Origin of the sequence: Streptomyces sp. TG1A-8 (genome assembly GCF_030499535.1) — a bacterium.
Classification (GTDB): Bacteria; Actinomycetota; Actinomycetes; order Streptomycetales; family Streptomycetaceae; genus Streptomyces.
The window spans coordinates 12,241-24,653 of the sequence record NZ_JASTLB010000001.1 but is presented as its reverse complement, the minus strand read 5'-3'; the positions used below and the strand labels follow the sequence as shown (position 1 = coordinate 24,653).

Genomic DNA, 12,413 nt, shown 5'->3' with positions numbered 1-12,413 from the left:
CCGGCGGCACCGAGAGCTGTTCGTGATCCAGCGGCTGGAGGCCGACGGCGCCGAGTGCCGGGGAGTGCTGGACGGCCTGACGATCACGCGGACCATCAAGAACATGAAGTCGGATCTGCGACGTCTGGCGGCGTGGGAGACCCGGTGGCGGTCTGGACCCGTTGGCGCTGTTCATCGGTCAGGGCGGCAGGAGTGCTCACCTTTTTGGCTTGGGACAAGATCCGGTGGAGGGCTCGGGATCGGTTGAAGGCGTGGGCCGGCGACCGGAATGCGCCGGTGCTGCCCAGGCGGTGCTGGGTCTATCACGACCTTCGGCACACCTTCGCCTTGCGGCTTTTGATCTTCCTGACGCGCGAGGCCCTGAACGACGCGGAGGGAGTCAAGAGGGGCTGCCGATGTCCACGCTGCTCGACCACGTGACCGGCAATCCGCTGCTGGTGGTGCAGCGCCGCCTTGGCCACGCACACCCGTCGACCACCTACCGCTACATCCGCTACCTGAAGGACCCGATGCGGGAGGTCGATGACGCCTTCCAGCACGTGACGGCCGCCGGCGGCGCCTCCTACATCGCCATCGCCCGCAGCCTGATGGACTTGGAGGACGCCGGCCATGCCCCGACGCGGCCATTACACCCGTTAATTTCCCCCACTTCTGTTCCTCGCCCTGCGGCCCCGTCACGGGTCGGTGTTCGCGGAGGTGTCGACGGTCGATGGTCAGGGCCGCCATCGGACGGTCGACGTTCGATCCGGCACGCTTCACCTGCGCGAAGCTGGCTCGGGGAACTCGCGGACGAGTGGGTGGAGTTGGTGGAGGACGCCCGTTACGGGCCGACCTCGGCGACGCACTACCGGCAGACGATCGAGGCGTTCTGCACGCATGTCGATGCCACCGTCCCGCGGCCTCACCGGGCGAGTCTGGCGGGCACCGACCCGGACCTGCACCACGCGGTGACGGAATGGGTCCGTCTGCTGCCATCCCGGCACAGGCCCGGCTCGCGAAGTCCGGCCTGGCGCGCGGGTCGGCTGAGGACACTGATCGGACGACGGTCGCTCCACGGCCGGAGCGTGTCGTCGCTGGGCACTTGCACGGCTGGCTCGAAGGCGCCCTGGGATTGCGCCGCGGGGAGACCAGGCTGCGAGCTGGACGAGTTCTCCCGGGCCGACAGGAAGAAGATCGTCCAGGCCGCCTGGACCGCCCGCTTGGACATTGAGAGGCGCCTCGCCCGCCGCTGGGACCTCGCGGCCCGCGGCCGCGATCCACGCGGAGTGCGGCTCGAGACCGAGGAGGCCGACCTTCCTTCGGGCGATCGCCCACAATGCCCCTGAACTGCACGGAGATCAGCAAGGCCCTCCCCATCCTGGGCGGGACATGCCGCCGAGCCTGCGGCAACTGGTACCCGCTGGCACGTCCCCGGATCGCCGCGAAGGCCGCAGTCCGTCAGGGGCCTGGTCAGGCAACTGTTCCTGCACAACTCCGATCTGCAGGCTTACCGGATCTTGCTGATGGCAGCCACTGGCCGGGCCCCGGAGGAAGTGGCAGCAGGCTTACCGAGCACGACATCTGAGTTCGGCTACCTCCAGCGTGACCATCGACTTCAGCAAGGGCCGGGCCCGCGCCGAATGCGCCAGGCGTTCAGTACACCGGCACCGGCGGAGCCCAGGCTCTGCTGCACCCGGCCCGGCCCCGGCTCGAGCGCCGGGGAGATCTGCCCGTCGGCTGCTGGAACTGAACAGGCCAGCTGGCCGAGCGGTTCGGCATCTTGCCTGTCCCGCTGTTCCTGCGGGCGGCGATGTTCTGGCCCGCGGGTCACGCCGGCCAGGCTCGACCGGACATCGAGCCTCGCCGGCTCGCTGCGGGAGCGAGGGTTCTCGACGTCGACAGGCCAGCCGGACGTCCGGCGCCTGCGCAAGCTCCAGCAAGGTTGAGAAGGCGGCATCGCCTTCAAGGGCCGCGGTTCAGCGGCATCGCCGACGACCGCTCGGTCCGAAGACCTTCCACCGCCATTACGCGCACGGCACGACCTTGACGGTGATCGCTGGCAGCGCTCGTCGCCGCAGCGCCGGCAGGCGCGGTGGCTCCTCGGCGGAGCGGTCGGCCGAGTCCCGTCGTGCTGGGCGAGGAAGCCGAGAAGTCACTGGGCCGGCCCCGGGTTCTCCGGCCCGCCCTGGGGCTCTCGGAGGAGGAGGATCGAGGACTCAGCTTTCGCACCGGGCGGCTCGACATGGGCGTCTCCAACTGCAGGGACCCCTTCGCCTCTCCCTACGGACGCGCCCGCGGCCAGCTCTGCCCCCGGTCGCCCCCACTCGCTGCCTTGAATGCCGCAGCGCGTTCGTGCTGCCCTCGAACCTGCCCAGCTTCTGCTTCTTCTCCGACCATCTCGCTGCGCCTCCAGCTGCGGCCTGTCGCCTCAGCTTCTCCCACACGCTCTGGGGACGGAGCCGCGTCAGCGCCATCGAAGCGATCAAGGCACCGCGCCCGACGCCGGAGATCAGCCTCGGCCCGCCGCCAGATCGCCGAAGGCGCCGGCGGCCTTGCCTCTTCTCCCCTCTCGGCACACGTGGAGTTCGACGCATGACCAGCCGCCGCCTGCCGCTCGCCCTGCCCGTCTCGGTCTTCCGGGACGAGCTGAGCCGTACATCCGGTCCACCCGCTCATGGAAGGCGCTGTCTGTCCGCCACTGTTCGGCAGCATCGGCTGCTCGGACCTGAACGGCATCGTCCGCAGGGCCCCGAACCTGGCTTCCGCCGGCTTCCGCGTGATCTTCCGCGAGCTGGATCCTCAGTGGAATCTCCTGGCCCGGGAGATGGCCATGATCTGGTTCAACCCGCGCCACCCGGCTGTACTCAGCCCGCGGGGCTGCATCTGCCACCCGACCCCCGGTGGCACCGCACACGGTCTCCCAGCGCATCGGGCGCCTGCGGGCCCGCTGCACACCTACGGCGTGCTCCCGGCAGCTTCCCCATCGGTCGGCGACTGGAGCGACGACGACTTCAAGACCTACATCGAACACCGCTGCAAGCAGGGCGAAGCGGCCAGCGCCACCGGACACGTCCACGTGATCAAGACCCTGCACCGCTTCCGGGGAACACTGGCCAGCAGCGGGCTGACGCCGCGATCCCTGGCCCGACACGCGGCGCGAACGCCGTCCCGTCAACCAGCCCCACCGTCCCCGAACTGAAAACCCCGGTGATCCGGCCGGACATCAGGTTCCCGCTCGTCCGCGCTGCCTGGACCTACGTCGACGACTTCGGCCCCGACATCATGCGAGCACTCGATCACTGGCGCCGTCTCCAGGCCGAAGCCCGCCCCTTTCCACGGCCGAGGACCGACGCCCGCTCCGCCGCCTGGCTCGCCGGATCCCAGCAACGAGGTCCCAGGTGCACCGGCTCACGGGGAGAGCGACCGTGAACTGGCGGCTGCTGACCTTCTGATCGGGTTCGAGTCCCGCAAGATGGCCTTCTTCACCAAGCAGAACCGCGCCGGCCTGGCCCGCCGAGCCGCTGCCGAACGGCTCATTACGGAGGGCCGCATCCGCACCGGCCTGATCGACGGACTGCGCGAGGTGTCCAGGCCGGACGACAGTTGCGGCCCCTGGCACGACGAGCTCCCTCCAGCCCCGCGAACTCGCGGTCGAGTGCCTGGCCCTGCGGCGAACGCCTGCTACGTCTTCGTCGCCGCGCTGTCGATGATGCGTGACTGCGGACGATCCGTGAGATCGCCGAAGATGCCCTCACCGAGTACTTCGGCACCCCGGCAGTGAAGTCGGTCGAAGCGCAAGCTCGATCCCGACCTGCCCACCGCCCACTGGTGGATCATCACACCAGTCGCCCAGGCCATCGAAACCGCCATACACCTGTCGACGAGCGATACCCTCGCCTTCGCGGCGGTCACCCCGCGCTGCCACGGCGAGCGGCTTCACGAGCCAGACCGCCATCACACGCTTCATCAAGCACGTCAACCGTCACCAGGGAGAAGCACCGGCCTTACCGAGATCCCTTCAGCAAGGTCACTCCGCACATGTTCCGCCGGACCATGGCCATGCTCACCCGCGACTATCCCGGCTCGGAAATCGCCGTCGGGATGCAGCTCAAGCACGCAGCCACCCGCGCCCTGGCCAACCGCTGGACCCAGGGCTACATGGATCACGACCCCTCCTGGGCCCGTCTCCTCACCACCGCCATCGCCGAACGTCGGTTCCAACGGCTGAGGGATCTCTTCGACGCCGACAGCCAGCGGCGAGGCTATCAGCTTCGGGCCCGGCGCTGACCAGATGCGTTCGGCCTTCGCTGCCGTCCGAGAGAAGGCCGAAGCCCTCCGAGCGAACGGAAAGGCCCAGCGAGGGGACATTCGCGTCGAACACGGCCTGCTCAAACACACCACCTGTCGATCCGGTTCGGAAAGCTCAACCACTGCACCATCGACCAACAACCCCGTCGGCGCGAAGTGCCTGGAAGATGCCATCGTGCCCCGGGGCACCGAGGGCCGCTCATCGACCGCTGCCAGCCCGCACGCTGCAGCAACAGCATCATCGCCCCCGAACACCTACCGATCTGGAAGGCCGAGCACGATTCGCTGAGCCGGCTCCGTGACCAGCCACGGCTGCCCCCGAACCGCCGAGCTGCCATCGACGAACAGATCCGTGACGTCGAACTCGCGCTCAGGAAGGCAGACGGCGTATCGAGCGAGGCCCCTCAGCTCAGGGTCTCTGCGCGGGCGGAGAAGGCTCTACGAGAAGCTATGGAGCGACTTTTCACCGGCCGACCGGCCCGTACCGACGGCAAGCTGACAAAGAACAACCTCTGGCGGGAGGCCGACGTCAGCCGAGCCACCATGAACCGCGCCACCGACGTGCTTGCTGACTGGGACGGCCATACCGGCCGAAGCCCGGCAAGTCTCCACGGCCAACGGCAAGCGCAGGAGATCGCTGACCTTCGCCGCCAACTCAAGAACAACCGGCAAGAGCGACAGCAACTCCAGGACCAGGTCGACGCAGCCGCTACCGTCATCGCCGTCTTACTCGCGGAGAACACAGCCCTGCGCAAGCAAGCCACCAAACAATCAGCCGTCATCATCCCCCTCGACCGCACTCACTTCATTACTGAGTGAAGACCCCTTGGCCCTACAGGTCGTACGCGCTTGTTTGTCAGCCATTAGCCACACCTCAACGCGCGAACTCAGGGGCCTTCTCCGTGGGCAACGTGCGCATGGTTCGAAGCGGTGACAGAAGGTTGGGAAGGACACTCAGCGTCATACCTGCTGCACCAATCCACAAAGTGCCTGCCGCTCCGAAAACGGAGCCCGAGGCTGCCACCCAAAAGCCCACCGAGAGGTATGCCGCCCAGGAAACAAACCGAGCTGTTGCGCTCATCCGGCCCAGAAGCCGATCCGGTGTCAGGGCCTGCTGGATGCTTGACTGAGTCACCACGCGGACGACTCCCCCATTGAAAGAGTCGCGAGTCCGATCGCAGCCACATACACGCTCCAACCCGCTTGCGCCAACGGCATGAGCGCGGTCAACGGACAGGTAACCAGCGATGCGAGCCAGATGACCGTACCTTGCCCGACCCGCTTGGAGACCCTGGTTGCCAACAGTGCGCCCAACAAGGCACCGCAACCCATTCCCGAGAAAATGAGGCCGATACCAACGGATTGGAGGCCAATCTCCCGCTCCAAAAAGACCAGCAACATGGCCTGATACATAACCAGGAAGAGGTTGAATATCGCATCCCCCAGCATGATCGCACGTAAGGTAGGGGACTTGATGACGAACTTCAGCCCCTCCTTGATCTCTCGGGCCAATTGAGGGTGATCACTCGACTCAGGCTTACGTTCGCGTTTCCGGATGGTGATCGCGATCAGTCCCGACATAGCCATCCCGACTGAACTCGCCAAAAGCGTTGCAGGAGCTCCGACCAGGCCGACCAGCGGCCCTGCCACCGTCGGCCCGCTGATACTGGTCACCGAGCGTATGGCCGAAAGTTTTGAGTTTCCTTCCACCAGATTGCCGCGTCCCACCAAGTGCGGGAGATAGCTGACGTATGCAACATCGAAGAAGACAGTCAGCACTCCGTGAACCAAGGCGACTGCATATACCCACCAGATGGTGAGAAGACCCGCCCACCACGCCACCGGAACCGTCAAGAGGAACAGCGCGCGAGCGAGATCAGTGCTGATCATCACCGATCGCTTCCGCATTCGATCCACCCATGCACCAGCCGGCAACCCGACCAGGAGCGATCCTGCCGAAGTCATCGCGGCCAGTAAGCCCACTTGGAACTCGTCGGCATGCAATGCCGCGATGGCAACCAGAGGCAAGGCCAGAACGATGATGCGGTCGCCCAACTGACCGAGCGCAGTGGCAACAAACAATCGCCCGAAGTCCTGATTATGCAAGAGGCCGAGCCGGGAAGATTTTGGCATGGCATACCCTACTGTCGAATTTCCGATGTCTGTTTCATGGATTCAACGACTACGGACGGTCGACTCCGAACTCGTAGACCACTTCCCGGCGCACGTCCGGAATGACCATGTCGGCCGTTTCCACCGGGCGTCCGTCCGTGTCGAAGATGGTCCGCTCGATCTGTAGCACGAGGTCCCCCAGGCTGATCCCCAGCAGGTTCGCCTGCACCTGGGTGGCACGAGCCGGGCGCGGCACCTCAACCACTGTCGAGATGACCACGCCAATGGAACGCATACGTTCGACCACCCCTTTTCCTGCTAGGGGACCCATTTCGGGCAGCACAATCGGCGTTCCATCCGTGATAGCCATCGGCTCCCAGGATTCGGAAAGCTGGACGGGTTGCCCATCGGCGAGGAACTCGTAATGCGTATTGACACAGAGATCCCCAGGGCTGATGGCGAGCCGCTCAGCGATTGGCTCGGGGGCGGGGACGCGCACCTGACTGTGTGAATCCCAGGCGTCGGCCCTGCCCCGCTCCCTCCTGTCGGGCCAACACCGGGAGCCCTCCCGGCGTTCGCGGTGCCGCGAACGGATCAGCCGCAGGCGCTCTCGCGGCGTGCGGACGTAGGTGCCCGAGCCGGCGCGTCCTTCGAGAAGACCATCGATGATCAGACGGTCCATGGCCCTCTGCATGACGTTGCGTCCGACCCCGTACTCCACGGCGAGTCGTGCCCGGGACGGCCAGGCGCTCCCCGATCTCCCACTCTCCCGAGAGGATCCGTGCGCGCAGTACGTCGGCTACTGCGAGGTACGGCGCCTCTCGGGGCATGGATGATCCTCCGGTTGTCCTACGCTACGGCAGCTGATCGTTCCCAGGGGGCGGGCGTTGGCAAGTTACTGCACCAGGAAAAAGCTGCTGGAGTAGAAATACGTTCCGAGCTCACGCTCCTGTGGAGGTGGTCGGCAAGCAGACCACCTCGACCTGTGATCGGCCGTCGGCCGCCAGGGCGTGGACTCGGCATGCTGGTGCTGGGCAGACAGTCCGGTAGGACGACCAACTTCTGCGGACTCAGCGGATGCACGTGGCTGGAGGTACCCGAGAACTCCTGGCAGTCGAGCACGGGCGGATAGGGAACCGTTACGGCGCGTCGTACCTGCTCGTGGCGCCCTGCACGGGGCGGATAACTGCCTTGCCGGAGTCGAGGTCAACAGAGCTGGGGGGTGCACCGGATTCGGCGTCGTCCCGGAGAACAAGTTGGCGTTCCCGCTCCTGTTGCACGTGTCGCTGTGACGGATGGAAGAGCTCGCCCCACGCCTCAGCAGTGGATGCTCCGCCACCGCCATACCTGCGCCGCCGCCAGCCGACCCACGTAAAGAGGAACAGCCATAGGCAAATGACGACACTGCCAGTCGCAAGCAGCAAGGGTTCTCGCCTTCCGGGCACCGATGGTCCGTGCTGACAGTCTGCTGACCAGCGGGGCACGACCGCCAGTGCAAGCCGAGCCAATGACTTGGCGGTAAGAGAGGCAGCTCAGCCGCCGGTGTCTCATGAGACACCTCGCAGTCTGGAGAAGGACGGGTTCAGGGCCCTGATCTCCGTGGAAGCGGGCCGGGCGGTGCTGCGTTCGAGGCGCGGCACCGAGATGGCACCTCGTTTCCGGAGATCGTGGCCGGGGCCGTGCAGCTGCCTGACGCCACAGCGCTGGACGGCGAGCTGGTCGTATGGGACGCCGCGGGCCGCCTCGCGTTCGAGCGCCTGCAGAACCGGCTTCAGCGGCGCGGCGCCGGGGCGGCCCGGGCTGCAGGCGAGTGGCCGGCTCACTTTGTCGCGTTCGATCTGCTGAGGCTGTCCGGAACCGACACGACCAGTTGGCCGTACTAGCGGCGCAGGGCCGCGCTCGAGTTCGTGTTCGCCGCCCCCGGCTGTCCGCCCCGTGGGCGCTGTGCCCATCGACCACCGACCCGGACACCGTGCGCGAGTGGCTGACGTGGGCGTCGGTCGGAATGGAGGGCCTGCTTTTCAAGCGGTTGGACAGTGTGTACGAGCTTGGGGTGCGGGGGTGGCGGAAGTACAAAACGCGATGAATTGCAGTTAATGCAACATCGTACGTCTCGCCAGAATCGCCGTTTCCGCTGATCACTCCCCCAACTTCCTTGCCGTGTCGGCGTCACAGCGGAGCCGCGACCAGGACGGTAGCGATGGACGCAACATTGATGCGTTTGATACAACAACCGCCATGGTCGCTGAGGCACCCGGTTCGGCGCGTCTCCTCCTCGCTCCGAACGTCGTACACCTGGCTCCGGAATCAGCGGTGTTCACGGCGATGAAGGAGGGCTGGGCCCGGCAGCAACACGCCCGGTTCCTGAAGGCTTCGACGATCGAACCGCGGCTGCGTCTGATCAACCGGTTCGAGGTGTTCACGGGGCTGTACCCGTGGCAATGGACTCCAGCGGATGGCGAAGCGTTCATCGCGCACCTGCGTAGCGGCGCCAATCCGATCCGTATGTCGACGGCGCGGACGTACGAGGTGACGATCACCTTGTTCGTGGAGTACCTGCTGGACCGCCGGTACGGATGGGTGGACACCTGCCGGGAGCGGTTCGGGCAGACACCTCAGGTCGTCTTCCACGAAGCCAACTCGGTCCTGCACACGCTGGAGTACGAGGGCGACCCTCGGCGTCGGCCGCTGACCTACGACGAGGTCCAGGCCCTGTTCGACGCGGCCGATGCCCGGCCGGCCCAGATCCGCGGACACGGGCGGAAGGGGACGCTGACCGCGCTGCGTGACGCCGCGGTGCTGAAGACGATCTACGCCTACGGAACCCGGCGCACCGAGTCCTCCATGGTCGACCTGGTGGACTTGCGACGGCATCGGAAAAGCCCGCAGTTCGGGCAGTTCGGCTCGCTGGCGGTGCGGTACGGGAAGTCGTCCAAGGGGGCGCCGCCGAAGCGGCGGACCGTGCTGCTGGTGCCGGAGATGGACTGGGTGGTCGACGTCCTGGACGAGTGGGTGCATGAGGTGCGTCCCCGGCTGGCGCCGGGCCGGCATCCGGCATTGTGGGTGACCGAGCGGGCCGGGCGGATGTCGCCGCGCTCGATCAACGAAGCCTTCACCACAGCTCGGGACGCAGCCGGTCTGGATGCAGCCCTCGATCTGCACTGCCTTCGCCACAGCTACATCACGCACCTGACGGAGTTCGGCTACCCCGCGCGGTTCGTGCAGGAGCAGGTCGGCCACTCCCATGGCTCGACAACAGCCATATACATGGGTGTCTCCGACGAGTACCGCAACCACCTGCTGGAGGCTTCACTGAAGCGCCGGCTCGGCGACGACTGGGACCTGACATGATCAAAAAAATGGGCTACGAGTGGCGGCTGCGGCAATCATGGCCGAGCAGGAGATGTTCCACACCTCAGACCTCGTGCCGCTGCTCGCGGAGCGTGGGGTGAGCCTGTCACGTGAGCAGGTCTACCGGCTGGTGACGCAGCCCCCGCAGCGGATGAGCATGGACACCCTGGTCGCGCTGTGCGACATCTTCGGCTGTACCCCAAACGACCTCATCAAGCCGACGGTCGTCAACGCGCAGGTGAAGAAGACCGCGGGCGGCGAGGAGGCACCGCTGTCGCTGACGGAGCGCCGGACCAAGATCCGGCGCCCGGGGACGGCGTCGTGAGGAAGTACCTCACCCCGGACCAAATCCGGCTGCGCGAGGACCTGGCCGGGGCCCGTGACCGGATCATCGTCCTGCTGAACCTGGCCGTCGGAGAGTCCCTCGGCATGGAGCAGGCGCAGGAGTTCGTCGAGAAGGCGCGGGCATGGAGCGGTGCGAACGCCTTCCGCCTGCTGCGCTACCTCGCGTCCAGACCCGACGCGCTGAGTGCGCCGACGCCGGACTGCCCGCCCTGCGGGGTACGGCTGATCGCACTGCTGATCGCCGGCGGCCACGGCGAGAACGTGGGCCTGGTGCCCTGCGCTGACTGCGGGCGGACGGACCCGTTGCCGATGTACGCCGGTCCCGAAGGGCGGCTGTGCCACGGCTGCTCCAGCCGGCGCCTGGCGGTTCCGTGCGCGCGGTGCGGCAAGCTCGCGAAGGCAGTGGCACGTCGTCCGGACGGACGGATCTGCCAAGTGTGCAAGGAGAAGGAGCCGGGCTCGCGCAAGGAGTGCGTCAGCTGCCGCCGGATGATGATTCCCGCCCGGCACCTGCCCGACGGCACATACCTGTGCCAGACCTGCGCCCCCAAGAAGCTCCAGACGTGCTGCCGCTGTGGCCGCCGACGGAGGGCGAACGCGCTGACCGCCGACGGGCCCGTCTGCGGGACCTGCTACGCGAGCCCTGCGCCGGTGCGGCATCTGCGAGCAGGTGGCGCCCATCAGGGTGCGGGCCAAAGGCGAGGCTCACGACATCTGCTACCGCTGCTACGTGCGGCCGGAGAAGCTCTGCACCGTATGCGGGCGGATCCGTCGCGGCCACCACATCGACCACGGCAATGGACCGTTCCGCTGCGATGGGTGCGTCCCACGCGAGGCCCGCAAGCGGCGGCTGCACGTGTGCGCATTGTGCGGCCAGGAGCGGAAGGTGGGCGTGTTCTGGCCGGTAGGGGCCGTCTGCCCCTTGTGCTACCGGGCTGCTCTGACGCAGCCGGAATCGTGCACGATGTGCGGCCGGCAGCGCATTCTCGTGGGCCGCACCCCGGACGGCGGCCGGATCTGTAAGGCGTGCTCCTTCCCCGACGAGCGGCCCGATTACTGCTCGTCCTGCCAGCAGCCGGCTGACCTCCTGCCGGGACGCCGCTGTCCACGCTGCACCCTGCTCGCCAAGGTGACCCGCCTGCTCTCACGCGACGGAAGCACCCTCGATGCCTCCCTGCGGCCGCTCGCCGATGTACTCAGCGACGCTTCCAACCCCTACCCCGTCCTGGCCTGGCTGCGCCGAAGCCCCGCCGCGCGCCTCCTGGGGCAGCTGGTAACCGCGCCCGACGAACTCGACCACGCGGCCCTGGACGCGCTGCCCCAAGGACACGCCACCACCTACGTCCGTAGCCTGCTCACCACCGCAGGCATGCTTCCGCCACGCGATGAGAACCTCGCCCTGCTCATCAACTGGACGGCCCGCACCCTGGCCAAGCTGCCAGGACATCAGGCGACCTTGATCCGTCCGTTCGCCGAGTGGCACATCATCCGCGACGCCCGCCGGCGCTCTGCGCGCGGCCGCTACACCTACACCGCCCACAAGGGCGACTGCGCCAACATCCGCGCCGCCATCGACTTCCTCACCTGGCTGGACACCCAGCAACACACCCTCCAGAGCCTCACACAGGAAGACCTGGACGTCTGGGCAATCTCCAGGCCCGCCCTGCGAGCCCGCTCCATCCCTTTCATCCGCTGGGCCGGCGCCCGCCACCTCACCCGGGTCGGCCTGACCATCGAACACCCGCCCTCCCAACTCCCCGGCCAGTTCCAGATCGAAGAAGAGCACTACGAGGAACTACGCCGGTGCCTGAACGACCCCACGCTTCCGTCGGACGTTCGCATCGCCGCAGCCCTCATCCGCCTCTACGCCCTCCCTCTGACCCGCATCGTCGAACTCACCGCCGACCACCTCCACCACGACGCAGATCACACCTACCTGACGATCATCCGCCACCCCGTCGTCCTGCCACCGAAGCTCGCCCGCCTCATCGACGACCACCTCGAAGACGCATCCCGGCACGGCAACGAAGCCACCAGGTACCTGCTGCCGGGCCGAGCTCCCGGGCGCCCCCGAAACCCTGCGGGACTGTCCGACAAACTCAAGCGCTACGGCCTGCCCGCCCGCGCAGCCCGGAACACGGCCATGATGGAGGCGCTCGCCGACCTGCCACCCGTCGTGCTCTCCGACTTGATCGGCATCCAGCCGAGAACCGCGGAACGCTTCGCAGCCATGGCCGGCGAGAACTGGTACGACTATCTGGCCGGTCGCCATTCTGCTCGCGCGTGAGGTCACATAAGGGCACAGGCGCACACCGCGG

General features: G+C 67.0%; 9 protein-coding genes and 2 pseudogenes. 8 read left to right on the top strand and 3 right to left on the bottom strand.

The window, feature by feature from the left end:
- The first annotated feature begins 395 nt into the window (after positions 1–395).
- The 4 genes from QQY24_RS00120 (at position 396) to QQY24_RS00105 (ending at position 5,106) form a co-directional block, all read left to right on the top strand.
- The gene (locus QQY24_RS00120; protein WP_301970625.1) at positions 396–1,325 is read left to right on the top strand and encodes a hypothetical protein; all 930 of its coding nucleotides are present in this window, start codon (positions 396–398) and stop codon (positions 1,323–1,325) included.
- Between the two features lie 1,328 nt (positions 1,326–2,653).
- Positions 2,654–3,178, top strand: a complete 525-nt coding sequence (locus tag QQY24_RS00115) for a hypothetical protein (protein ID WP_301970624.1) — start codon at positions 2,654–2,656, stop codon at positions 3,176–3,178.
- 854 nt (positions 3,179–4,032) lie between these two features.
- Positions 4,033–4,266 (top strand): hypothetical protein, encoded by a 234-nt coding sequence (locus QQY24_RS00110; protein ID WP_301970623.1) that lies wholly within the window; start codon positions 4,033–4,035, stop codon positions 4,264–4,266.
- A gap of 471 nt (positions 4,267–4,737) precedes the next feature.
- Complete coding sequence (locus QQY24_RS00105; protein WP_301970622.1) at positions 4,738–5,106, top strand: hypothetical protein; 369 nt, start codon at positions 4,738–4,740, stop codon at positions 5,104–5,106.
- Between the two features lie 312 nt (positions 5,107–5,418).
- On the opposite strand, the gene QQY24_RS00100 is transcribed toward QQY24_RS00105, so the two are convergent.
- The 3 genes and pseudogenes from QQY24_RS00100 to QQY24_RS00090 form a co-directional block, all read right to left on the bottom strand.
- Positions 5,419–6,420 (bottom strand): MFS transporter, encoded by a 1,002-nt coding sequence (locus tag QQY24_RS00100; protein WP_301970621.1) that lies wholly within the window; start codon positions 6,418–6,420, stop codon positions 5,419–5,421.
- A gap of 49 nt (positions 6,421–6,469) precedes the next feature.
- Positions 6,470–7,229 (bottom strand): annotated as a pseudogene (locus QQY24_RS00095) (GntR family transcriptional regulator).
- A gap of 309 nt (positions 7,230–7,538) precedes the next feature.
- On the bottom strand, positions 7,539–7,844 hold the full coding sequence (locus QQY24_RS00090) for a DUF6191 domain-containing protein (protein ID WP_301970620.1): 306 nt from the start codon (positions 7,842–7,844) through the stop codon (positions 7,539–7,541).
- A 234-nt stretch (positions 7,845–8,078) separates the two neighbouring features.
- Between QQY24_RS00090 and QQY24_RS00085 the strand changes: the two genes are divergently transcribed.
- The 4 genes and pseudogenes from QQY24_RS00085 (at position 8,079) to QQY24_RS00070 (ending at position 12,382) form a co-directional block, all read left to right on the top strand.
- On the top strand, positions 8,079–8,282 hold the full coding sequence (locus QQY24_RS00085) for a hypothetical protein (RefSeq protein ID WP_301970619.1): 204 nt from the start codon (positions 8,079–8,081) through the stop codon (positions 8,280–8,282).
- 355 nt (positions 8,283–8,637) lie between these two features.
- The gene (locus tag QQY24_RS00080; RefSeq protein WP_301970618.1) at positions 8,638–9,750 is read left to right on the top strand and encodes a tyrosine-type recombinase/integrase; all 1,113 of its coding nucleotides are present in this window, start codon (positions 8,638–8,640) and stop codon (positions 9,748–9,750) included.
- Positions 9,747–10,075 (top strand): annotated as a pseudogene (locus tag QQY24_RS00075) (helix-turn-helix domain-containing protein). Before QQY24_RS00080 ends, QQY24_RS00075 begins: the two are co-directional and overlap by 4 nt.
- Before the next feature lie 912 nt (positions 10,076–10,987).
- Positions 10,988–12,382: a hypothetical protein gene (locus tag QQY24_RS00070; RefSeq protein WP_301970617.1), complete on the top strand. Its 1,395-nt coding sequence runs from the start codon at positions 10,988–10,990 to the stop codon at positions 12,380–12,382.
- Positions 12,383–12,413 lie beyond the last annotated feature (31 nt).